The 23,063-nt window shown below is 34.2% G+C and carries 19 protein-coding genes and 2 tRNA genes; 13 read left to right on the top strand and 8 right to left on the bottom strand.

Annotated elements, in window-relative coordinates; genetic code table 11:
• The first annotated feature begins 4 nt into the window (after positions 1-4).
• Positions 5-76 (top strand) — tRNA-Gly (locus DFQ06_RS08795).
• 30 nt (positions 77-106) lie between these two features.
• Positions 107-190: transfer RNA gene (locus DFQ06_RS08790), tRNA-Leu, on the top strand.
• 214 nt (positions 191-404) lie between these two features.
• Here the strand turns inward: DFQ06_RS08790 and DFQ06_RS08785 are convergent.
• The 4 genes from DFQ06_RS08785 to DFQ06_RS08770 form a co-directional block, all read right to left on the bottom strand.
• Positions 405-1,130 carry a LytR/AlgR family response regulator transcription factor gene (locus DFQ06_RS08785; protein WP_074937047.1) on the bottom strand — a complete coding sequence of 242 codons (726 nt, stop codon included), beginning with the start codon at positions 1,128-1,130 and terminating at the stop codon, positions 405-407.
• A gap of 14 nt (positions 1,131-1,144) precedes the next feature.
• A complete protein-coding gene (locus DFQ06_RS08780; protein ID WP_042496664.1) occupies positions 1,145-2,209 on the bottom strand; it encodes a sensor histidine kinase in 1,065 nt (354 codons plus the stop codon).
• Positions 2,210-2,548, bottom strand: coding sequence for a DUF4907 domain-containing protein (locus DFQ06_RS08775; protein ID WP_052415201.1), 339 nt, complete (start codon positions 2,546-2,548; stop codon positions 2,210-2,212).
• A 100-nt stretch (positions 2,549-2,648) separates the two neighbouring features.
• Positions 2,649-3,635 carry a Kelch repeat-containing protein gene (locus DFQ06_RS08770; protein ID WP_133967283.1) on the bottom strand — a complete coding sequence of 329 codons (987 nt, stop codon included), beginning with the start codon at positions 3,633-3,635 and terminating at the stop codon, positions 2,649-2,651.
• Between the two features lie 242 nt (positions 3,636-3,877).
• Here DFQ06_RS08770 and DFQ06_RS08765 point away from each other — a divergent pair, with 242 nt between their 5' ends.
• Both DFQ06_RS08765 and DFQ06_RS08760 read left to right on the top strand, forming a co-directional pair.
• Positions 3,878-5,185, top strand: coding sequence for a DUF4270 family protein (locus DFQ06_RS08765; RefSeq protein WP_081959047.1), 1,308 nt, complete (start codon positions 3,878-3,880; stop codon positions 5,183-5,185).
• Positions 5,175-6,425: a BamG family beta-barrel-assembly machinery protein gene (locus DFQ06_RS08760; protein WP_133967281.1), complete on the top strand. Its 1,251-nt coding sequence runs from the start codon at positions 5,175-5,177 to the stop codon at positions 6,423-6,425. The genes DFQ06_RS08765 and DFQ06_RS08760 overlap by 11 nt, the downstream gene beginning before the upstream one ends.
• Before the next feature lie 154 nt (positions 6,426-6,579).
• Here DFQ06_RS08760 and DFQ06_RS08755 read toward each other — a convergent pair whose 3' ends face one another.
• Positions 6,580-9,084: a DUF5686 and carboxypeptidase-like regulatory domain-containing protein gene (locus DFQ06_RS08755; protein ID WP_133967279.1), complete on the bottom strand. Its 2,505-nt coding sequence runs from the start codon at positions 9,082-9,084 to the stop codon at positions 6,580-6,582.
• A 151-nt stretch (positions 9,085-9,235) separates the two neighbouring features.
• A complete protein-coding gene (locus DFQ06_RS08750; protein WP_042496679.1) occupies positions 9,236-10,213 on the bottom strand; it encodes a pyruvate dehydrogenase complex E1 component subunit beta in 978 nt (325 codons plus the stop codon).
• A gap of 541 nt (positions 10,214-10,754) precedes the next feature.
• Between DFQ06_RS08750 and DFQ06_RS08745 the strand changes: the two genes are divergently transcribed.
• The 5 genes from DFQ06_RS08745 (at position 10,755) to DFQ06_RS08725 (ending at position 15,837) form a co-directional block, all read left to right on the top strand.
• On the top strand, positions 10,755-11,501 hold the full coding sequence (locus DFQ06_RS08745) for an electron transfer flavoprotein subunit beta/FixA family protein (protein ID WP_042496682.1): 747 nt from the start codon (positions 10,755-10,757) through the stop codon (positions 11,499-11,501).
• Positions 11,502-11,605: 104 nt separating this feature from the next.
• Complete coding sequence (locus tag DFQ06_RS08740) at positions 11,606-12,565, top strand: electron transfer flavoprotein subunit alpha/FixB family protein (RefSeq protein ID WP_074937055.1); 960 nt, start codon at positions 11,606-11,608, stop codon at positions 12,563-12,565.
• Between the two features lie 110 nt (positions 12,566-12,675).
• Positions 12,676-13,293, top strand: a complete 618-nt coding sequence (locus tag DFQ06_RS08735) for a bifunctional nuclease family protein (RefSeq protein WP_042502640.1) — start codon at positions 12,676-12,678, stop codon at positions 13,291-13,293.
• Positions 13,294-13,309: 16 nt separating this feature from the next.
• Positions 13,310-14,845, top strand: coding sequence for a NupC/NupG family nucleoside CNT transporter (locus DFQ06_RS08730; RefSeq protein WP_083415735.1), 1,536 nt, complete (start codon positions 13,310-13,312; stop codon positions 14,843-14,845).
• Between the two features lie 167 nt (positions 14,846-15,012).
• Positions 15,013-15,837, top strand: a complete 825-nt coding sequence (locus tag DFQ06_RS08725) for a thymidylate synthase (protein WP_133967277.1) — start codon at positions 15,013-15,015, stop codon at positions 15,835-15,837.
• An 81-nt stretch (positions 15,838-15,918) separates the two neighbouring features.
• On the opposite strand, the gene DFQ06_RS08720 is transcribed toward DFQ06_RS08725, so the two are convergent.
• Positions 15,919-16,215 (bottom strand): isoamylase early set domain-containing protein, encoded by a 297-nt coding sequence (locus DFQ06_RS08720; RefSeq protein WP_042496690.1) that lies wholly within the window; start codon positions 16,213-16,215, stop codon positions 15,919-15,921.
• Positions 16,216-16,510: 295 nt separating this feature from the next.
• Between DFQ06_RS08720 and DFQ06_RS08715 the strand changes: the two genes are divergently transcribed.
• The 4 genes from DFQ06_RS08715 to lspA all read left to right on the top strand — a co-directional run bounded on the left by DFQ06_RS08715 (position 16,511) and on the right by lspA (position 20,533).
• Positions 16,511-17,437 carry a dihydrofolate reductase gene (locus DFQ06_RS08715; RefSeq protein WP_133967275.1) on the top strand — a complete coding sequence of 309 codons (927 nt, stop codon included), beginning with the start codon at positions 16,511-16,513 and terminating at the stop codon, positions 17,435-17,437.
• 40 nt (positions 17,438-17,477) lie between these two features.
• The gene (locus tag DFQ06_RS08710; RefSeq protein ID WP_074937062.1) at positions 17,478-19,034 is read left to right on the top strand and encodes an NAD(P)/FAD-dependent oxidoreductase; all 1,557 of its coding nucleotides are present in this window, start codon (positions 17,478-17,480) and stop codon (positions 19,032-19,034) included.
• Positions 19,035-19,126: 92 nt separating this feature from the next.
• A complete protein-coding gene (gene fabD / locus DFQ06_RS08705; RefSeq protein ID WP_133967273.1) occupies positions 19,127-20,020 on the top strand; it encodes an ACP S-malonyltransferase in 894 nt (297 codons plus the stop codon).
• Positions 20,021-20,533, top strand: a complete 513-nt coding sequence (gene lspA / locus DFQ06_RS08700) for a signal peptidase II (RefSeq protein WP_042496702.1) — start codon at positions 20,021-20,023, stop codon at positions 20,531-20,533. It abuts the gene before it with no gap.
• Positions 20,534-20,614: 81 nt separating this feature from the next.
• Here the strand turns inward: lspA and DFQ06_RS08695 are convergent, their stop codons facing one another.
• A complete protein-coding gene (locus tag DFQ06_RS08695; protein WP_235833515.1) occupies positions 20,615-22,846 on the bottom strand; it encodes a M1 family metallopeptidase in 2,232 nt (743 codons plus the stop codon).
• Positions 22,847-23,063: the final 217 nt, after the last annotated feature.

Raw genomic sequence — 23,063 nt, 5'->3', positions numbered from 1 at the left:
GACTGCGAAAGTAGCTCAGGGGTAGAGCATCACCTTGCCAAGGTGGGGGTCGCGGGTTCAAATCCCGTCTTTCGCTCTGAGAATTTTTGCTTTAAAATATTCCAATGCTGAAGTGGTGGAATTGGTAGACACGTTGGACTTAAAATCCAATGTCCATTAGGACGTACGGGTTCAAGTCCCGTCTTCAGTACAAAAGCCTTATCTTTTATTAGATAAGGCTTTTTTTATGCGCCATATTTAAAATAACATGTTTTTTAAACGTATTGTAAAAGAGGTTGTGTAAGCGGGTTTTACTTCCGATAGTAAGTCCATTGTCGCGCTACAGAATATAGGTAGCGCAGTTAGGCTCTAAATATGTGTGTTTAGGTTTTAAAAGTTGTTTAATAAGAAGTGTGAATCGCTAATTAAACACCTAATCGTTTCATAACGGTATCCTTATAGGTTTCTCCAACAGGAATACGCATGTCTGCCACCAAAATTTTAGATTTTTGAATAGCTTTTATGTGTTCTATACTCACAACGTAAGATTTATGAACTCTTATAAATTTTGAAGGAGGAAGTTTGTCTAATATGTCCTTAAAACTAGATAAGGTTAATATGGGTTTTTGAGTATCTGAGGTGTAAATTTTAATATAATCTTTTAAGCCTTGTAAATAAATAATCGTGTCTATGTTTATTTTAATGTTTTCATATTCCGATTTAACGAAAATAAAATTATTAACCGCAACAGGTGCTGCTGTTTCTGTTACTTGCGGACTTACAACTACTTTATTCTCCAGCTCATACTTTTCTTTTGCACGAGAAATGGCTTTTAAAAATCTATGAAACGGAATAGGTTTTACTAAATAATCTGTAGCATTTAAGTTAAAACCATCTAGTGCGTATTCTGGATATGCCGTTGTAAATATAAATTGTGGCATATTGTCAATTGTTTTTACAAGATCGATACCGGTTAAGTTTGGCATTTCAATATCTAAAAACACTAAATCTACTTGGTGTTTGTTTAAAAGAATAATGGCTTCTAGTGGGTTTGTGCACTTTGCGACAATTTCTATACCGCCAACTTGCTGCACATAAGATTCTACTACATCAATAGCTAGAGGTTCGTCGTCTATAATTACACATTTCATCTTAAATAGTTTTACTAGAGTTTTAACGTCAAATTTACAACAAACTCATTATCGATTTCTTTAATAGTTAACCAATGACTGTCTGGGTATAGTAAACTCAAGCGGTCTTTTGTGTTTTGTAATCCAATTCCAGAACTAGTTTTATCGTTCTTTCTACTGCCTATCAAGTTAATACATGTAAATTGAAGTTCATCATCTTTAACATAAATTTCAATTTTAATTTTAGTGTGTCCTTTAAAATCGGTGCCATATTTAAAGGCGTTTTCGATAAAAGAAATAAGTAAAAGTGGTCTTATTTTTTGGCTGTTAATTCCGCCATGAATGTTTATGGTAACATGTTCGTTGTTGGCAATACGTAAACGCTGAAGTTTTAAATAATTTTGAACATAGTCGAGTTCGTTACTTAGTAATACAAAATCTTGATTGGTTTGGTACAACATATATCTCAACAATTCAGAAAGTGTGATAACGGCTTCTGGTGCGTCGTTAGATTTTTTTGTAGTGAGCGAATAGATGCTGTTTAAAGAGTTAAATAGAAAGTGAGGGCTAATTTGATTTTTCAGAAAATGTAATTCTGATGACGATTTTTGCGCCTCTATTTGTTTTGTCGTTATTTCATTGCTGCTCCATTCGGTATACATCCTTATTATAGTGCCAATCGCTAATATTAAAAAGCTGTTAATAGCAATCATGGCGCCTTTTAGTCCCCAGAAAAAATGTCTGGACCTGGCACCTCTATAAGGCATAGGGCCTCTGTTGAAAACATTATAATTTTTATTAAACTCATAGTTTAGTTCTCTAAACAAGAAGGTGAAAAAAGCAATAAAAACAATAGCACAAAAAATATATAGACCTGTTTTTTTATGAAGTAATAACCTTGGGACTAATATTAAATAGTTGAGGTAGAATAAAATAATATTTATTACAAAAAGAGAGCTATTGCTGAAGTTTATTAAATCTTCTCCCGGTCTGGACTGAATTAAATGCATAAAAACAAAAATGGTCCATATAGAGATATGAAGCATAATTTGTTTCCGGCTCTTTACGCCAAAAAAAGAAGATTGTATTGTTGTTTCCATTTAATTGTTACAGTTAAGTGCTATGTTTAACTGGTTTAAGTTTTCTAGCGTTATCTGTGGATTTTCTTTATTATATAGTTTTTTACTAACCAATTGAGCCACACTATTTGCATCTTGCTCTGTGCAAAACGTTTTGTTTAATTGAACGGCTGGAATGTATTCTTGTTTAATGAGTAATTTGGAATTATAATTTATTTGATATCCAAAACCATTTTCAACTTTAAAAACTTCAGTCTTATAAGGGTTAGATGTTTCAAATATATCGGAATTAGCCATATACAATCCACTAGTTAGCACCAAAGCTACCACTAAAACTAATATTATTTTTCTTCTAAACATTATTTATATTTTTTTTAAACAAGAAAAACCAAAGTAATTGCTATAAAATAATGAGCAAGTTACTTTGGAATTTAACTAATGGATGATATAAAATTTGCTATTAATCTTCATCATCATAATCATCCTGAGGGAACACTTCGAATGTATCATCTAAGTACAAAGTACCTGTTTTTCCTAAGCTTACAAAAGCACGGCTTCCTGTAGAAAAAGCAACAGCGTCTTGTCTTGCAGTAGCTTCTAGGTTTGTAATTTCTTCCCAATCGTCATTAATTGGGTCGTACTCCCAAATAGAGGTCATGGCTCCACCGTAATAACCAGTAGCAATATATCCTAATCCACCCATGCTAAAACCTACAGCGTTAGAGCGTACTACATTGTAATCATCGTCATCGTCTAAATCGGTTAAGCTAGACCAAACTTCAGTTGTAGGATCGAAAACCCAGAAATCAGTTTTGTAAGCACCGTTGCTAACTCCTGTACCTAAGTAAACTTTATCATCTATAGTAAAGGTTGTTGCATCTCTTCTTTTATCGCCGCCAAAACCTACAAGTTCGCTCCATGTATCGGTTCCTGGAGTGTATTTCCAAAAATCTTTTAAATCGTTATCGCCATCATAACCTGTACCAACATAGCCATTACCGTTAACGCCAAAACTTACAGCAGCACGTCTAACACCACCACCAAAGTCTGCTATTTGCGACCATGAGTTAGAGGCAACATCATATTTGTAAAAATCACTTAATTCATCTAAACCATCATAACCAACACCAATGTAACCATCGCTGTCAATTTCCATTCCAGAAGCAGAACTACGTGCGCTACCAGGAAAACTTGCTTTTTGAGACCAATAGTTTCCTTCAATATTATATTGCCAAAAATCGTTTAAGTAATCGTCTCCATCATATCCAGTACCCATGTAGCCTAAATTGTCTATCACAAAACTAGCTGCATTACTTCTTGGAACACCATCAAAAATTGAGCGTTCTATCCAGTTCCCTCGTTCTTCGTCATCATCATCGCTACTGCAACTTACAAATAGACCTATAAAAACACCTAAACCTAAAAGGACTTTTAATTTATTTTTCATAATTCGTTATCTCTTCTTTTTGTTAATCTTTTCAGCAAAACTATCTGTTACTAGCGCCATATAAAAACATAATTGATATTCTCGGGATTAGTCTATACCAACACGGCTATTTTCTAGACCAACGGGCTTCTACCGTGTTGGTCGGTTAAATCAGGCTATTGGCATACTAAAACAAGGCCTTTGTATAACATGTTTTATTTAAATGAAGTGTTTATTTAGGTTCGCATAAAAAAAGATTTTATATGAAAATGAAACAGTTCTTTTCTGTGTCATTAATTTTTATGGGCCTAGCATTTTTTATGGCTTGTGAAGGAGATGATACCGCAGTTCCCGTGGGAGAAGATTGGATAAAAGTAGATACTAAAGTCTATTTTATCGATTCTATGACGGTAAATGCTTCTACTTTTAAGTTCGATTCTATTGCGGTTTCTAATACGAGTAGACTTTTAGTTGGTGCTTATACCGATGACGTTTTCGGGAAAACTAAAGCAAAAAGTTATTTGCAATTGGCATACCCTTTTGAAAGTATTGATAATGAGGCAATTTACGATTCTATCGCGCTAATTTTAAAGTACGACAACTACTTTTATAACGACACTACACAAACGCAAACCATTAACGTTTTTAATATTTTAGATGATATTAAAAGTGATGATGATTATTTTTATAACACAACCAATTTTGAGGCTAGTGAAACGGCTATCGGAACAAAAACATTTCAGCCTTACCCAATAAAAGAAGATTCGCTTCATATTACTATTAGCGACGTTTTTGGAAAGGAGTTATATGAAAAAATAAGAGATAATGAAATCACTACGAGCGATGAGTTTTTAAATCAATATAAAGGACTTTTAGTAAGTCCAGACGATAACAACACGAGTGTTTTAGGATTTGCGACTAGTAGTTTTTTACGCTTATACTACTCGGAAGATGATGAGGTTGAAGTTGAGGATAGCCAGACTATGGAGTTTTACTTAAACTCTACCAACAGCTTTCATAATGTTTCTAGCGATTATACCGGAACTTATTTTTCAGATCTAGAAAGTGAAGAAACACAACTTTTTAGTACAGATACCGATGATAATAGTTTTTCACAATCGGGGACAGGTTTAGCAACTCGAATTGATATTCCTTATGTGGAACGAATTAATGATATTGAAGGAAATGGAAGCATTTTAAATGCCAGTTTAAAGATTTCTATTAAGCAAAATTCATCTACCGATAACTTATCTATTCGCGATTCGTTAAGTGTATTTTTAATTGATAGAAAAGGCGATATTTACAGCACGCTTACCAATGCTGCGGGTGAAACTACTTATGGTCTTTTAGAGGCTTATGATGAAGAATTTAAAACCTTAACCTATTCTATTCCTGTTACGTATTTTCTAAACTTAAAGTTAGATGCCACGTATAATGATAATTTATATTTAGCTATTTACGGACAAGATTTCAATCAATCTGTAGATCGCTATATTTTTAATGGAGAAGAAACTTCCAGCGACGATTTAAAACTGAAACTAGAATTAACTTATGCCATTTATGAAGACTAAATATATAGCACTTTACACCGTTTTACTTGTTTTTTCTGGTCAGGTTTTTGCTCAATCTAATGCCTTATCGAGTTCGCCTTATTCACTTTATGGCTTAGGCTTAACCAACGATATTGGTACAGGTAAAATAAATGGTTTAGGAAAATCGGGCATTGCCATACCATCAAGCACGTTTATAAATAACTCGAATCCAGCATCATTTGGGGCAATTCCTAAAAATGCGTTTTTCTACGACTTTGGTTTTAAAGGAGAAACAAATATCTCGGCAGAAGGGGCAAGTTCTAATTCTAGTATTACAGCCAATTTTTCCAACATTGGTATTGCTTTTCCTATTAACGAGAAATCAGGATTCGGTATAACCTTAATTCCGTTTACAAGTGTGGGATATACCATTTCTGGAATAGAAAGTTATATTGAGGGTAGTACAAATTTGTTTAACACAACGGTTGAAGGTGAGGGAGGAATAAACGATTTAAAGATGAATTACGGTTACTCGTTAACCGATAATTTTAGATTAGGAATAACTGCATCTGCACTTTTTGGAAAAATTACAGAAACAGAAACCAACTATATTTTTGCAGACAGTTACAGTTCTATTTTAATAGATGAAGATAATCGCTATTCTGGACTACGTTTAGGTGCAGGATTTCAATATGATATAGCCAAAAATCTCTCCGTTGGTGGGGTGGTCAATTTACCAGCAACACTTAGCGGTGATACAATTGGGACAACCACCATTTCCACCGACGTTACTACCGAGATTTTTGAAACCGATTCTGATTTAGATGACTTTAAGTTGCCTTTAGAATTTGGTTTTGGTTTGCAAACTACACTTCAAGAGGCTTTTACGGTGAGTTTAGATTATAAGAAAAGTTTTTGGGATGATACTAATCAATCAGATCAAATAGGAACTTTTGTAGATCAGGATTTCTTCGGAGCTGGTTTACAATTTAAGAGTACAGGAAATCAATTAAAGTTTTTTAATCGCTTGGAGTATCGCGCAGGGTTTAATTACGATAACGGAAATATTGAAATAGATAATACCCGAATTAGTAATTCTGCGATAAACTTTGGTATTGGTGTGCCATTAAAACGTGATACAAGTTCTATGATTAATTTTAGTTATTCTTATGGAAATAAAGGCACTATTTCAAGCGGTTTAATTAAGGAAAATTACCATTTATTTTCTATAAACTTAAGTTTAGAAGGTATTTGGTTTCAGAAACGTAAAATCTATTAAAAGGCTTCTTTTATCGTTTTTTATTAGGAAGGTACATCAGGAAATTCTACTTCAATTTATAGGTTGCATATTTAAGCGCAAGCTTACTTAATAGCAAAAAAATGCACAAAGACAACTACTGCCTTTGTGCGTTTTTTGTATATATAATAAGGTTCTAGAAGTTAAAACCGAAGCTTCCTGTAACTCCAAACTTTCTAGCGTCTGGATATTCAACTTCATTTAAATAATTACCTCTAAAATTAAAGTCTATTCTAAATACTTTAAAAATGTTTCCAATACCAAAACCATATTCGTAGTATGGCTTTTTAGATGGCGCTGCTAACGGAATGCTGTTTGGTAAGCCTGTGTTGCTTAATGCAAAGTTCTCATCAGATAGCTCACCTATAACACCACGGAAACTCACTATTTCTCTTAAATTTAGTTTACGTAAAAACGGGATTCTAGAAAATAAACGTCCGTTAAAATTATGTTCTAAATGTACAGATCCATAAGTGTCTGAAACAAACTCGTAAAAGTCCAATTGAGAAAAGGTATTGTATATTGAAAAATACGATTGGTTTCCTGGAATAACGCTTAATAAACCTAATGGTACTTCACCAAAGGTTTTACCAGCTTCTACCGTTGTGGTTAAGCGGCCAAAGCCACCAATTTGCCAAGGTTGAATATATGAAAACTGAAGTTTAGTGTAGTTAAAATCACCATCGAATATGGCTTTATCTCCACGTGTTATTTGCGCAAAAAGACGTGCGTAATCATCGTTAGCATTTAAACGCTCTACACCAAAACCTGTCATTTTTCGCTTAGGGAAATAAGACATTGATAGAGACGATTCGAACTGTTTAATTTCCGATTCCAATCCATCAGGCGTATTGTAATCTAAACTAAAAGTTGGCGATGCCGACTCTAAAGTACGGTAGTTACCGCCTAACCTAAAAATAACATTGCGCCATGGTTCTGCTTCAACAGCTAAACTGGTTAAGTTTATAGAGGTTAACTTATCGTTAGTGCTAGTGCCTACTACAGAAGATGATGCTAAGCTTCGTCCTAAAACATCAGAACTTGTGGTTAAGCTCGCCCCAATTTGTTCTACATCGCGTCTGTTTCCTCCGGAAATAATTAAACGACTCTTTTTATCAACTAGCCATTTTCCAGAAATGCCATACTTTACTTTGTCATCTCTAAAACCATAAGCCATAAAACCTTCTAAACGCCATAAATCGTTTTTTCCAAAATAGGTTCTACCACCTGCACGCAAGCGTAAACCTTCAACTTCATTAAATCCAAAAGTTGAAAATATTGGTCCGTAATCTAAAGGTAATGAGTTAAACTCGATATAACCTGAGGTTAAAATACTTCCTAAGTTATATAGGCGTTTAAATTTTTTAACTGTTTTTAAAGTATCGAGCATTTTGTAAACACCTTGCTCATCTTTATTTAAACTTTCTAAACGATTTTCCGACCAGAAGGTATCATCACGATCGTAAACATCTTTATCGAAATTGTAAACTTCAACATCGTAGAATTTTTTATCTTTCTCTTTATCAAATACGTAATTGTTGTACAAAGTAGTACGCTTTCCGTAAACACCACGCGATTTCTCTTTTTTACTAAAAGCAAAATCACTCATCATGTAGTCACGTTTTACTAAAAATAAAGAATCGTTTAGTACTTCAAATTCTTGTTCAATGTAAATGTCTTTTACCCAGTTTATATTTGCGCTTTTTGAAGCTTGTAAATTAATTTCTTTAATAGCATAGGTAGTATCGGCAACCCAAAAATCTCCTTTAAAAGTCAGTTCGTTTTTTCTACGCGGATAGTAAATAATGTTGTAACACCATTTATTATCAATAAAGGAGCTATCGGATAACACATAGTTGTAAGTGTTAATCCCTGTTTTAGATAAAGGACTTACAAAACTTTTATCGAAAAACTTAAGGTAGTTATCGTAAACATTAAAGTCGTTATAAAGGTCGTCTACAAAATCGATTATTATTTGGTTATCACTAAACCCAGAGTTTTTGTTTCCTTTTAAATCGTTTTTTTCTTTGTTTATAATATTGTCGCCATAAACGGTAGATACAGCTTCGTTTATAAACATAGGTAAATAGGTTTTACCTGTAACATTAGAAGTGTCGACTTGGTCGAAAACAAATTCCATACCTCTAAATAGCTTACTTTTAATTAAGGCGCTGTCTATGGTGTTAATATCGAATTCTACTTTTTCGTATTTATCGTATTGGTATTGTTTAAACTGTTTTAAGCCATTGCTACGTTTGTTTTCCCAAATTTTACGAAGTAAATCTATGGCGGGGTTGTTTTTTTTAGATTGCTTGCCTGTAACAATCAATACTTGGTCTAGAGCAGAGGCTTCTTCTTTTAACGTGAAATTTAAGTCGTAATTTACTCTTTTAGCTAAAGGTAAATCTAGAGTTTCGTAACCTATAAAGGATACAATAAGGTTACTCCAAGTTTCGTCAGATTCTAAATAGAATTTGCCGTTTTCATCGGTTATGGTTCCTTGGGTCGATCCTTTAAATAAAACGTTAGCAAAAGATACGGGCTCTTTATATTCATCAAAAATATAACCGCTCACTTTGGTTTGCGCTGCTATGGAAAGCAATCCAAAAAAGAAAAATATTAAAACTAATTTCGTTTTCATTAGGGGCATTTAGTATGTTTCATTTAAAAGAAGCTAATAGTCTGTCTGTAACAGCGTTCCTTTCAAAAAAACGAATATGTTATTTTATTATACGAAAAAACTTCACTAACAGTTGTGCTAATGAAGTTTTAATAACGTAAAATATGTTGTTTTATTTGTATAAAACTTTTTTCACAGCCTTTATAACCTCGTCTTTATTCGGTAACCATTCTTCTAAAAGAACAGGAGAATAAGGTGCAGGTGTGTCTGCGGTGTTTATTTTGATAATTGGAGCGTCTAAATAATCGAAAGCTTCACTTTGTACTAAATAAGTAATTTCAGTAGCAACACTTCCAAAAGGCCATGCTTCTTCTAAAATAACTAATCTGTTTGTTTTCTTAACAGATTCTACAATTGCTTTTCTATCCATTGGACGAACGGTACGTAAATCGATAATTTCACAAGAAATACCTTCTTTCTCTAATTCGTCTGCAGCTTTATAAGCTTCTTTAATAATTTTACCAAAAGATACAATAGTAACATCGGTACCTTCACGCTTGATGTCGGCAACACCTAATGGAATAATGTATTCGCCTTCTGGCACTTCACCTTTATCACCATACATTTGCTCACTTTCCATAAAAATAACCGGATCGTCGTCGCGAATAGATGCTTTTAAAAGTCCTTTTGCGTCATAAGGATTAGATGGTACAACAACTTTTAAACCAGGTGTGTTAGCGAACCAGTTCTCAAAAGCTTGTGAGTGTGTTGCTCCTAATTGTCCTGCAGAACCTGTTGGTCCACGAAAAACAATAGGGCAGTTAAATTGCCCACCAGACATTTGTCTAATTTTTGCTGCGTTGTTTATAATTTGATCAATTCCTACTAAAGAGAAGTTAAATGTCATGTATTCTACAATCGGGCGGTTACCTGTCATGGTAGAACCAATTGCTATACCTGCAAAACCAAGCTCTGCAATTGGTGTATCAATAACACGTTTTGCTCCAAACTCATCTAGCATTCCTTTCGATGCTTTGTAAGCACCATTATATTCAGCTACTTCCTCGCCCATTAAGTAAATGCTTTCGTCACGACGCATTTCTTCACTCATGGCTTCACAAATGGCTTCTCTAAATTGAATTGTCTTCATTCTATCTATTTTAAATCAAGTTGCTAAATTAAAAATTTTCTACGAGAAAAATATTGTTTTTTTCACTTTGATTTATGGAAATTTTCAAGTCGGAAGTAAGTGCTGTGTTTTTTTATCAAATTAACAGAAGAAAAACGTTTTTAGATGAAACTCAAGAATGAGAAAAGGAGATTATTGCGGATTGCACTAAGAAGGATGGAATAATCTTCACTTTAATAAGGTGTTTTAAATCATGATTGCTTCAGTTTTCGATTTAAATCTTTTCTTTAAGTAGGTTTTTTATTACTTTTCATGATGTGAAATTTTAATAAAACCTGATAGGGTGTTAATATTGTGTGAACTAAAACCAGCGGTCTAAATAATTGTTTATACCTTTGTTTAAAGGTGTTTATAAATAGTTTAAGGTTTGTTTCGAGATAAATACTTGTTGATTTCTAAAAAATAAAAACAAAAATTTATTATGCGTGCATAGTATTTTTCGAAATAAAATAATTAACTTCGTAAACTCAAACAAACATATTCTTACTAAATAGCGATTATTATGAAAATATTAGTGTGCATTAGCCACGTTCCCGATACCACTTCTAAGATTAATTTTACAGAAGACAATACTAAGTTTGATGCCAATGGCGTACAATTTGTGATAAACCCTTATGATGAATTTGGATTAACACGTGCCATGTGGTTTAAGGAAAAACAAGGTGCCAGTGTAGATGTTGTAAATGTTGGTGGTCCAGAAACCGAGCCTACATTACGTAAAGCTTTGGCTATTGGTGCAGATGCTGCAATACGCATAAATACAGTAGCTACCGATGCTTTTTCTGTAGCTAAGCAATTAGCCCATGTTGTTAGTAATGGTGGTTACGATTTAGTTATTGCTGGTCGTGAATCTATTGATTACAATGGCGGAATGGTGCCTGGTATGCTTGCGGCTTTAACTAATGCAAATTTTGTAAATAGCTGTATTGGTTTAGAAATAGACGGTACAAGCGCTAAAGCGGTTAGAGAAATCGATGGTGGTAAAGAAACCGTTTCTACAAGTTTACCATTAGTAGTTGGTGGACAAAAAGGATTGGTAGAAGAAAGTGATTTACGTATTCCAAATATGCGTGGTATTATGATGGCTCGTAAAAAACCATTAACAGTATCAGAACCTGTAGAAGCTTCTCCGGAAACACAATCTGTTTCTTTTGAAAAACCAGCTCCAAAAGGTGCAGTTACTTTGGTTTCTCCAGATAATTTAGACGAGTTGGTAAGCTTACTTCATAATGAAGCTAAGGTTATTTAGAGAAAAGGAGTTAGTCTGAGTTTAATTTCAGAGTCTTTTCAAGTTTACAAAATCATTAATGAGATTTTCACTTCCGTGGAAATTAAAAAAATAAAGAATATATTATGTCAGTTTTAGTATATACAGAATCAGAACAAGGTCACTTTAAAAAAGCAGCGTTAGAAGTTGCTTCTTATGCAAAAGCCGTTGCAGACCAATTAGGCACAACTGTTACAGCTATTAGCGTAAATGCCGCAGATACATCTGTTTTAGGGAATTACGGAGTAGATAAAGTGTTACATGTTAATAATGATAAATTAAATAGTTTTAATGCCAATGCTTATGCAAATGTTATTAAGCAAGCGGCCGAAAACGAAAGTGCTAAAGTTATTATTATCAGCTCTAGTGCCGATAGTAAATATTTAGCACCACTTTTAGCGGTAGGGTTAAATGCAGGTTACGCTTCTAATGTTGTAGCAGCACCATCTAGCACAAGTCCGTTTACTGTTAAACGTCCCGCTTTTACAAATAAAGCTTTCGAAAACACGCAAATAAACACCGAAGTTAAAATTATTGGAGTTTCTAATAATGCATTTGGTTTAGTAGAAAATAGTGGTAGCGCTTCCGCGGAAGATTTTTCGCCTGCCATTCCAGAATTTGCTGTAAACGTTGAGTCTGTAGATAAAGCTACAGATAAAGTAACTATTGCAGATGCAGAAATTGTAGTCTCTGGTGGTCGTGGATTAAAAGGTCCTGAAAATTGGGGTATGATTGAAGAATTGGCCGAAGTTTTAGGTGCAGCAACAGCTTGCTCTAAACCAGTGTCAGATTTAGGGTGGAGACCACATAGTGAACACGTTGGGCAAACAGGAAAACCTGTAGCGTCTAATTTGTATATCGCTATCGGAATCTCTGGTGCTATTCAACATTTAGCAGGTATTAATGCCTCTAAAGTGAAAGTTGTAGTTAATACAGATCCAGAAGCACCATTTTTTAAAGCGGCCGATTACGGAGTAGTTGGAGATGCTTTTCAGGTTATTCCAGAACTCATCGAGAAATTAAAAGCTTTTAAAGCGCAGCAATAACATATTTTTTTTTAAATTGTAATAATATTCAGAACTGATTAAATTAGAATTTATCCATCATGCAGTTGGTAAAGTCCTAATTTAAACAGTTCTTTGCGTTTTTATTAATTATGAGTTTAGTAAGATTAAACATAAAGGGGATTTCCTATAGTCAAACCCAAAATGGTGCGTATGCATTAATTTTAAATGAAGTAGATGGCGACCGCAAACTCCCTATAGTTATTGGGGCTTTCGAGGCGCAATCTATTGCTATTGCTTTAGAGAAAGAAATTAGTCCTCCAAGACCCTTAACACATGATTTATTTAAAAATTTTGCAGACCGCTTCGATATTGTTGTAAAACAAGTTATTATCCATAAGCTTGTAGATGGCGTTTTTTATTCAAGTTTAATTTGCGAACGCGATAAAATTGAAGAAATAATCGATGCAAGAACTAGTGATGCTATAGCTTTAGCACTTCGCTTTCAAGCTCCTATTTTTACGTTTAAAAACATTCTTGATAAAGCAGGTATTTACTTAAAAGTGAATCCTAAAAAAGAGGATGATGATACGGAAGATAATATTTTGATGGATGAGTTGGTTGCAAATGAGCTTGAGCCTCAAGAGCCAGGAGAAAACTACAAAGCAAAATCTATCGAAGAACTTCACAACTTACTAGAAGAAGCCGTTTCGAATGAAGATTATGAAAAGGCAGCACATATTCGTGATGAAATTTCTAAAAGAGAATAATACCTAAGTCTATAATATGAATAAGTTGTTTTTGATTACTGTTGCTTTTTTTTTAGTTCTAACTACAACACTAACGGCGCAGGATGTAAACGAAACAATAACTGCCAAAATTACCCAAACTACAGATTCTGTTAGTAATGCTCTGCAAGATTCGTTAGTGGTTACTAAAGCAGAATTAAATGTCGCTCAAGTTGCCGAGTCTGTGCAACCAGAACCGCAAGTAGCAACGGCAACTATCATACCTAGCCAAGGGTTTACTTTAAACAGTTTATGGCGTGGTGTTTTAGGTATGGTTACGCTTATTTTTGTAGCGTTTCTTTTTAGTAGTAATAGAAAGGCAATCGACTGGAAAATTGTTGTTGTCGGTTTAGCTTTTCAACTTTTAATTGCTATTGGTGTTTTAAAAGTAGAATTTATAAAAACTATTTTTGAATTTATTGGAGGCTTATTTGTAAACGTACTCGATTTTACAAGAGCTGGAAGTAAGTTTCTTTTCGAAGGTTTAGTGGTAGATATGGATACATTCGGATTTATTTTCGCGTTCCAAGTGCTACCAACTATTATATTCTTTTCTGCATTAACATCTGTTTTATTTTATTTAGGCATTATCCAACGCGTCGTAAAGGCTATGGCTTGGTTGCTTTCTAAAACATTAAAAATTTCGGGAGCCGAAAGTTTAAGTGTTGCCGGAAATATCTTTTTAGGTCAAACCGAGGCGCCACTTTTAATTAAGGCGTATTTGGAGAAAATGAATAAATCTGAAATGTTATTGGTAATGATTGGTGGTATGGCAACCGTTGCGGGAGCTGTATTAGCAGCATACATTGGCTTTTTAGGTGGAGATGATGCTGATTTAAGATTATTCTATGCAAAACACTTGTTGGCGGCCTCAGTGATGGCGGCACCAGGAGCTATTGTAATTTCAAAAATATTATTCCCTCAAACCGAAGATGTAAATACCGATGTTTCTGTTTCTCAAGAAAAAATAGGATCTAACTTTTTAGATGCTATTGCAAACGGAACTACCGAAGGCTTAAAACTAGCGGTTAATGTTGGTGCTATGTTATTAGTGTTTGTGGCTTTTATAGCTATGTTTAACGGTATTCTTGGCTGGGTTGGAGATGTAACATCTGTAAACAGTTGGATTGCCAGTAACACATCATACGCTAAATTATCTATCGAACTTATTTTAGGTTATGCTTTTGCACCGCTTATGTGGCTTATCGGTGTAGCTAAAGAAGATATGGCTTTAATGGGGCAGCTTTTAGGTATTAAATTGGCAGCCAGCGAATTTATTGGATACATACAATTGCGCGATTTAAAAAATGCGGCAAATGCTACGCATTTAAGTTACGAGAAATCGATAATCATGGCAACTTACATGCTTTGTGGTTTTGCTAACTTTGCTTCTATAGGTATCCAAATTGGTGGTATTGGTTCTCTTGCTCCAGGGCAACGTAAAACCTTGTCTAAATTTGGTATGAAAGCACTTGTTGGTGGTACTATTGCTTCTTTAATTTCGGCGACTATTGCTGGAATGATTATTGGGTAAACAATTCCTGCGAAGACAGTAACTTTACAAAAGTATACAGCTTAATTTTTACAGAAGATTAAATAAACAATTGTTTTTACTAATTTTGTTACTAACTATTTGTAGTTATTTCAAGGTAATAAACAATCACTAAATAATAGAACCCTGTTTCTGCAGGAGCGATAATTATGAAACAATATCACGACTTAGTAAAACACGTTTTAGAAAACGGAAACGAAAAGGGAGACCGCACGGGTACAGGTACAAAAAGTGTTTTTGGATACCAAATGCGCTTCGATTTAAGTGAAGGTTTTCCGATGGTAACCACCAAAAAACTGCATTTAAAATCTATCATTTATGAGCTGCTTTGGTTCTTAAAAGGTGATACCAATACCAAATATTTAACCGAAAACGGTGTGCGCATTTGGAATGAATGGGCCGATGAAAATGGAGATCTGGGGCCTGTTTACGGGCATCAATGGCGTAACTGGAATAGTGATGAAATTGATCAAATTAAAGAAGTAATCCATAGTTTAAAAACCAACCCAAACAGTCGTAGAATGTTGGTTTCTGCTTGGAATCCTTCTGTTTTACCAGATAATTCAAAATCTTTTAGTGAAAATGTGGCGAACGGAAAAGCTGCGTTGCCTCCATGTCACGCGTTTTTTCAATTTTATGTGGCTAATGGTAAATTGTCTTGTCAGCTTTATCAGCGTAGTGCAGATATCTTTTTAGGTGTACCATTCAATATTGCTTCTTATGCCTTATTCACCATGATGATGGCTCAGGTTTGCGGTTACGAGGCTGGTGAGTTTATTCATACCTTTGGAGATGCGCATATTTATAGTAATCATTACGAGCAATTAGAGCTGCAATTATCTAGAGATATTCGTCCGTTGCCAACAATGAAGATGAATCCTGAAATTAAAGACATTTTTGATTTCGATTTTGATGATTTCACTTTAGAAGATTACGATCCACATCCACATATAAAAGGAAAAGTAGCGATTTAAGATTCGTGAGAGATAAAACATAAAAAAAGGGCTTCTAAAATTTTTTAGAAGCCCTTTTTTTATACCGTATTGATATGGTAATTAAACACTAACAACGCTATTCTCAGCAGAAGCGTAATCGCTCCAAACATAAGAGTCTGCAGCAGAGTCGTTAACGTAATCTCCGTCAACTATATATTTGAATTCATAAGAATTCTCAGCATCTAAATCAACAGTGCCTTTAAATGTTCCGTTCTTTAATTTTTTTAACGGTGTTGCTTTTTCGTTCCATTCATTAAAGCTCCCAACAATAGAAACTTTTTTTGCCTCCTCAGCTTCAATAGTAAAAGTTACTTTACAAACTGGTTTGCTTTTTAAATATTGTTTTTTAATAGCCATAGTAAAATATGTTGTTTTATTCTACAAATTTATAAAAGTTTATTAACTCATAATCATTTAAACGCCTTAACATCAAAAAATTATCAATTTAATAATATGGGTTCTAATTATTTCATGGTAAATAATAAAATTAGGCTGAATTTTATATTATTAGCAATCGTTAAATCGGCTTTTTGCTTGATTCTCAATTAGTTTTAGAGCTTATTAAGCTAGTGTTTCTCTAAAATATGACTAATTAAATAAACTTCGGCATATCATTAAAATGTTATAACTTTACATCTATTATTTTTACATCATGTTCGGAAAAAAAAGACCCACTCCACAAATAGATAAAGACCAATTAGAGCTTATAGAAAATGCTCAAAAACGCATTAGGCAAAAGAAAGGATTGTACATTCATTTTGTTATATTTCTTCTTGGTGCTGTTTTTTTAATAATTGCTAATACCGTTTTAGGTATTGGTAAAGAGGTTACTTTTTTTGGTAAAGAATGGTTTTTATACGCTATTCTAGCGTGGTCGTTTTTCTTTGTATATCATTTAATTACTGTGTTTGTTACTCATAAATTTATGGGTAAAGCTTGGGAAAAAGAACAATTAGAAAAACTTGTAGCAAAACAGCAAGTACGTATTGAAGCTTTAAAAAGCACTTTAGATAAAGAAGAGAAACTTATTGTGAAAAGTGAGGTTTTTAAAAGTGAACAGAAGGTAAAAGAAGCTATAAGTACAGGTAATCAAGAGCTTACTGTTATTGTCGCTGCAGCGGAAAACGATGCTATAGGAAAAGGTAATAAACTTATTTGGCATTTAAGTGACGATTTAAAACGATTTAAAAGTTTAACAAATGGCCATCATATCATTATGGGGCGCAAAACATTTGAGAGTTTCCCAAAGCCATTACCAAACCGTACACATGTTGTAATTACAAGACAAACAGATTACAAAGCGCCAGAAGGTGTAATATTAGTTAATAGTTTAGAAGAAGCTATTGAGGCTTCTAAAAGCGATGTGCAACCCTACATTATTGGTGGTGGTGAAATCTATAAGCAAGCCATGGCAGTTGCTGATAAAATTGAATTAACACGTGTACATGAAAGCTTTGATGCCGATACTTTTTTTCCGGAAGTAGATACTTCAATTTGGAAAGAAACAGCGCATAAATTTCATAATAAAGATGATAAGCATGATTATGAATTTACGTTTTTAACTTACGAAAGAAAATAGAAAAGCAAAAGGTTTGTTGCTTTAGAGAACTTCAATATTTATGGTGAAAGAAATTCAACTTCGTATTACATTAAAAGAAGAAGAACGTAGTGATATTCTAGTTTTAAAGGCTGCTTTAAAGTTAGAGATAGATCGAAAAGATATTACAGGAGTAAAAGTTTTAAGAAAGTCTATCGATGCGCGAAAGGCTAAAATTATGCTGAACTATAAAGTAGCTGTTTATATTCGCGAAGCTCTGCCAAAAACATCCGATTATACTTTTAACTATAAAGATGTATCTAAGGCGAAACCAGTTCATATTATTGGTTTCGGACCAGCAGGAATGTATGCGGCATTGCGTTGTATTGAACTTGGCTTTAAGCCTATTGTTTTAGAGCGCGGAAAAAATGTGAAAGATCGTCGTCGCGATTTAAAAGCAATAAATCAAGATCATTTTGTAAACGAAGATTCTAACTATTGCTTTGGTGAAGGTGGAGCAGGAACTTACAGCGATGGTAAACTTTACACCCGAAGTTTAAAGCGTGGTGATGTACGCCGTATTTTTGAGAATTTAGTTTTTCATGGCGCAACCGATCAAATTTTGGTCGATGCACATCCGCATATAGGAACAAATAAACTCCCGAAAGTGGTTCAAAATATTCGAGAAACCATATTGAATTATGGTGGAGAAGTTCATTTTGAAACCCGAGTTACCGATTTTGTTATTAAAGATAATAGCATAAAGGCCATTCAGCTTTTAAATAAAGAAGAAATGCCTGTTGATAAGGTTATTCTAGCAACAGGGCATTCGGCTAGAGATATTTTTTATTTATTAGATAAAAAGGACATCGCTTTAGAGGCCAAATCCTTTGCTATGGGCGTTCGTGTAGAACATCCGCAACATATTATAGATTCTATCCAATACCATTGTTCTGGTCCTCGTCATGAACTTTTACCAGCTGCATCTTACGGGTTAGTACAGCAAGTTAACGAACGTGGTGTTTACTCATTTTGTATGTGTCCTGGCGGATTTATTGTGCCGGCAGCTACTGCAAATGGAGAAGTTGTTGTAAATGGTATGTCGCCGTCTAAGCGGAATAATCTATATGCCAATTCTGGTATTGTAGTAGAAATAGATGTTAATAAAGATTTACCTAAATACGAGCAATTTGGAGCGTTAAAAGGTTTGGAATATCAGAAGAATTTAGAACGTTTGGCCTTTACGGCTGGCGGAAGAAGTCAGGTAGCGCCAGCACAACGTTTAACTGATTTTGTGGAAGGTAATTTATCTTCAAGTTTAAATGATACATCATACCAACCGGGATTAAATTCGGCGCCTTTACATTCGCTTTTACCGAAATTAATCGGGAGTAGGTTACGAAAAGGCTTTCAAGCATTCGGACAAAAAATGAATGGTTATTATACAGAAGAAGCCAATGTGGTTGGTGTAGAATCTAGAACATCATCACCAGTTTCTATTCCTCGAAAAGAGAGTTTAGCACATCCTCAAATTTCCAACTTATTTCCTTGTGGAGAAGGTGGAGGTTATGCAGGTGGTATTGTGTCTGCGGCTATGGATGGTGAACGTTGTGCGGAAGCAGCAACAGATAATTTGTAGTTTGCTAATTGGGTTTATTTTGCTAAAATCATTAAAACTATTGATAATAGCCAATAATTGTTATTTTTGCAGCACTAATAAAAGAACCAATTATGAACGCATATATTTTTCCAGGCCAAGGAGCGCAATTTTCAGGAATGGGTTTAGACCTTTATGAAAACTCTCCTTTAGCACAAAGTTTATTCGAAAAAGCTAATGAGATTTTAGGGTTTCCTATTACAGATATTATGTTTGAAGGAACTGCAGAAGCTTTAAAAGAAACTAAAGTAACACAACCGGCTATATTTTTACATTCAGTAATTTTAGCAAAAACGCTAGGGGAAAGCTTTAAACCAGATATGGTTGCAGGACATTCTTTAGGTGAATTTTCAGCATTAGTAGCTAGTGGCGCATTAACTTTTGAAGACGGATTAAAACTGGTTTCTAAACGTGCTATTGCGATGCAAAAAGCTTGCGAATTACAACCAAGTACTATGGCTGCCGTTTTAGGTTTAGAAGATGCTGTAGTAGAAAAAGTATGTGAAGAAATTGATGGTGTTGTTGTTGCTGCAAATTATAACTGCCCTGGTCAATTAGTGATTTCGGGAGAAGTTGAAGCAATAAATAAAGCTTGTGAGGCTTTAAAAGAAGCTGGTGCAAGACGCGCTTTAGTATTACCGGTTGGTGGAGCATTTCACTCACCAATGATGGAGCCTGCTCGTGAGGAGTTGGCAGCAGCTATAGAAAATACAACATTTAGCAAGCCAAATTGTCCAATTTATCAAAACGTAACGGCAACTGCTATTACCGATGAGGCGGAAATAAAAGCAAATTTAATTTCGCAGCTTACAGCTCCTGTGCGTTGGACACAATCTGTACAACAAATGATAAACGATGGTGCTACCTTATTTACTGAAGTTGGCCCAGGTAAAGTTTTACAAGGTTTAGTTAAAAAAATAAATAGAGCTTCGGAAACAGCTTCTGCAACGTTAGATACAAATAAGTAGATGAAACTTACAAAACGCTCAATTTACATTATTCTAGTCATTGTTTTAACCATTGCTGTCGATCAAATTTCGAAAATATGTGTTAGAAATACTATTGTTGGTCGTACAGATATTCATCCGGGTGAACGTATTTCTTTAATTGGAGATGCTTTTATTTTAATGAATGTTGAAAATACCGGTGCATTTTTAGGTATGGGCAGTGATTTAAATCCAACCTTAAGAATTATTTTATTATTAATTCTACCTATTGTTGTCTTAGCATTTGTACTTCGTCATATTTTAAAAGATACGAGTTTAGATAACCTATCACTTTTTGCTTTTGCAAGTATTATAGGCGGTGGTATTGCTAATGTTTACGATCGTGTGGTTTATGGTTCTGTAACCGATTTTTTCTTTATAGATTTAGGAGGTGTTTTTAGAACAGGTGTTTTTAATATGGCAGATTTATCGGTTACTACCGGAATGATAATTTTGGTAATTATGAGTTTTAAGAAGAAAGAAAAAGAAGCTTAGAGTTAAGCTATGTTTTTAAGAGTATAAAAAAGCCAACTAAATTATTTAGTTGGCTTTTTTTTATTCGATGTATTTTAAAATTTATTTAGTTTGATTTGCTTTAAAGCGATCGAAGTCGGAAGTTGAATCTGCTTTCGGGAATGTATTGTTACTCATATCCGTATCGGCAAGCTCAAAGTTAGGATCTAAATTTACCATAACAACCGTTTTGGCTTTTACGAATGTCTTTTTAATTTCATATTCATTTCGTCTCCAAATTTGAGCAGGAATTCTATCAATTTCCGAAGAACCATCAGAGTAAATCCATTCAATAATAACAGGCATAATTAAGCCGCCTATATTTTTTACAGTAACCTCGTAAATGTTTTTACCAGAAAGTTGTTTGCGTAATTCTTTTTCATCTAAGCGAGATGTAAATTGACCATATCCTCGATCTGGTGTAGATGTCATATTTATAACTTGTGGTCCGTTCGAGAAATCTGTAAAAACATCCTCCGTCATTTCTGCTTCAGTATTATTGTTTTTAGAAGTTTTTGTGTTTTCCTCTTTTACTGTAAACCATTTTACATTATGTAGTTGTTGGTTAACGTGGTCGGTGGTAAAAAACCATCCTTTATAAAACCAATCTAAATCGGTAGCAGTTGCATCTTCTAAGGTTCTAAATAAATCTCCTGGGTTTGGATGTTTGTATTTCCAACGGTTAGCATATTCTCTGAAAGCTTCGTCAAATAAATCTTTACCTATAATAGAGTTACGTAACATTTGTAATCCTACAGTTGGTTTCATGTAGAAATTCGCTCCAAATTGGTTGAATAGTTCATTATCTGAATTTGTCATAATTGGGCGTAGTATGTTTTTATCACCCATCATAAAAGGAACAATTTTTTTGGGAGTTACGTGGCTGTAAGAAGGGTATCTTTCTTTTAACGTGCGTTGGTGTAAAAAGGTGTTTAAACCTTCGTCCATCCACATCCATTTACGCTCATCAGAACTTACAATCATAGGGAACCAGTTGTGTCCTACTTCATGTATAATAGTGCCAATCATACTTGCCTTAGCTTTTTCGCTTATTTTTCCATCCGTTGGGCGGCCTCCGTTGAAACTAATCATTGGGAATTCCATACCTATGTTAGATGTGTTAACCGAAATGGCAACAGGATAAGGGTAATCGAAAGTAGCGTTAGAGTAAACCTCCAAGGCGTTTTTCACTGCTTTTGTAGAGACTTCTTGCCAAACAGGTAAACCTTCTTTTGGGTAAAGTGACATAGCCATAACTGTATGGCTTGGTAATTTTACAGCTTGTGCATCCCACATAAATTTTCTAGATGAAGCAAAAGCAAAATCACGTACATTTTCAGCTTTAAACTTCCAAGTTTTTTTATTGTTAGATTTTGTTTTCTTATTAAGGTCGGCTTCTTCTTCAGTAATAATGATTACCGGTTTGTCAAAGGAAGTTTTGGCTTGTTTTAAGCGTTTAAGTTGTGTTTTGTTTAATACAGATTCGCTGTTCTCTAGCGTGCCAGTTGCAGCAACAACATGATCGGCAGGTACTGTGATTTCAACATCGTAATCTCCAAATTCTAAAGCAAACTCACCAAGCTTTTGAAATTGTTGGTTTTGCCAACCTTCAGTATCGCTATATACGGCCATTCTAGGAAACCAGTGCGCAATTAAAAAGGCACTGTTATCATCTTCCGGAAAGTATTCATACCCTTCCCGCGAAAGCGTATACATACTTCTATCTGTTATTGGGTAAGACCAAGAAATTGAAAAACTAATTTGTTCACCAGATTTTAAAGGTGTATTCAATTTAACCTTCATCATGGTGTTGTTAATAAGTATTTTTAGATTGTTATTATTTGCATCTTTTACTTCTTTTATAGAGTAGCCAGCAGGAAAATCGATAACGCGGGTTAGAAATTGCATTTTCCGAGTGGTAATAAAATCTTTTACTTCATTATTAATACTACCAAAATCTTCGTTTTCTTTTTTGTTTACGTTTTGCTCTAATTGAAGCCATAAGTATGATAATTCATCTGGAGAATTATTAAAATAGGTTATGGTTTCTTCCCCCGAAAGGGTATTTGTTTTTTCGTCTATAGTTGCTTTAATGTTATAGTTAGCGCGTTGTTGCCAATAATCTTTCCCCGGAGCACCACTAGCTGTTCTGTACGTGTTTGGTGGGGCAATTAAATTATCGATAGGTTCGAATTTACCTTGCCACGGCTGGGTTTGTGCTGTTAAGTTGAAATTAACTAAAATAGTTATGATTAAAACAGGGAGTAGTCTCATAATATGACGCTTATATATCATTGATTTAAAAAAACACAAGATACTAATTATGGTTAAGTTTTGTAATAATTGTAAGGGTTTTGTAGAGAAAGAGGCCGGATTTTTGAATAAAAAAGGAATTGAATTACAATGTGTATCTTTTTATTTCTTAATTAATATAAGGTAAAAGTAGAATTAAGCTTTCAATTTAGTGTTAAAACAGGCGTTTTTATCTTGTTTACTGCTTTCGTGTTCAGTA

Origin of the sequence: Algibacter lectus (assembly GCF_004368925.1) — a bacterium.
Taxonomy (GTDB): Bacteria; Bacteroidota; Bacteroidia; order Flavobacteriales; family Flavobacteriaceae; genus Algibacter; species Algibacter lectus.
Note: the sequence above shows the minus strand (reverse complement) of the source record. Positions and strands in the feature narration are given on the sequence as shown.

Excerpts from the sequence above, each read along its gene's own strand:
- DFQ06_RS08785 (WP_074937047.1), bottom strand. The coding sequence starts at position 1,130 with ATGAAATGTGTAATTATAGACGACGAACCTCTAGCTATTGATGTAGTA.
- DFQ06_RS08780 (WP_042496664.1), bottom strand. The coding sequence starts at position 2,209 with ATGGAAACAACAATACAATCTTCTTTTTTTGGCGTAAAGAGCCGGAAA.
- DFQ06_RS08775 (WP_052415201.1), bottom strand. The coding sequence starts at position 2,548 with ATGTTTAGAAGAAAAATAATATTAGTTTTAGTGGTAGCTTTGGTGCTA.
- DFQ06_RS08770 (WP_133967283.1), bottom strand. The coding sequence starts at position 3,635 with ATGAAAAATAAATTAAAAGTCCTTTTAGGTTTAGGTGTTTTTATAGGT.
- DFQ06_RS08765 (WP_081959047.1), top strand. The coding sequence starts at position 3,878 with ATGAAAATGAAACAGTTCTTTTCTGTGTCATTAATTTTTATGGGCCTA.
- DFQ06_RS08760 (WP_133967281.1), top strand. The coding sequence starts at position 5,175 with ATGAAGACTAAATATATAGCACTTTACACCGTTTTACTTGTTTTTTCT.
- DFQ06_RS08755 (WP_133967279.1), bottom strand. The coding sequence starts at position 9,084 with ATGAAAACGAAATTAGTTTTAATATTTTTCTTTTTTGGATTGCTTTCC.
- DFQ06_RS08750 (WP_042496679.1), bottom strand. The coding sequence starts at position 10,213 with ATGAAGACAATTCAATTTAGAGAAGCCATTTGTGAAGCCATGAGTGAA.
- DFQ06_RS08745 (WP_042496682.1), top strand. The coding sequence starts at position 10,755 with ATGAAAATATTAGTGTGCATTAGCCACGTTCCCGATACCACTTCTAAG.
- DFQ06_RS08740 (WP_074937055.1), top strand. The coding sequence starts at position 11,606 with ATGTCAGTTTTAGTATATACAGAATCAGAACAAGGTCACTTTAAAAAA.
- DFQ06_RS08735 (WP_042502640.1), top strand. The coding sequence starts at position 12,676 with ATGAGTTTAGTAAGATTAAACATAAAGGGGATTTCCTATAGTCAAACC.
- DFQ06_RS08730 (WP_083415735.1), top strand. The coding sequence starts at position 13,310 with ATGAATAAGTTGTTTTTGATTACTGTTGCTTTTTTTTTAGTTCTAACT.
- DFQ06_RS08725 (WP_133967277.1), top strand. The coding sequence starts at position 15,013 with ATGAAACAATATCACGACTTAGTAAAACACGTTTTAGAAAACGGAAAC.
- DFQ06_RS08720 (WP_042496690.1), bottom strand. The coding sequence starts at position 16,215 with ATGGCTATTAAAAAACAATATTTAAAAAGCAAACCAGTTTGTAAAGTA.
- DFQ06_RS08715 (WP_133967275.1), top strand. The coding sequence starts at position 16,511 with ATGTTCGGAAAAAAAAGACCCACTCCACAAATAGATAAAGACCAATTA.
- DFQ06_RS08710 (WP_074937062.1), top strand. The coding sequence starts at position 17,478 with ATGGTGAAAGAAATTCAACTTCGTATTACATTAAAAGAAGAAGAACGT.
- fabD (WP_133967273.1), top strand. The coding sequence starts at position 19,127 with ATGAACGCATATATTTTTCCAGGCCAAGGAGCGCAATTTTCAGGAATG.
- lspA (WP_042496702.1), top strand. The coding sequence starts at position 20,021 with ATGAAACTTACAAAACGCTCAATTTACATTATTCTAGTCATTGTTTTA.
- DFQ06_RS08695 (WP_235833515.1), bottom strand. The coding sequence starts at position 22,846 with ATGATATATAAGCGTCATATTATGAGACTACTCCCTGTTTTAATCATA.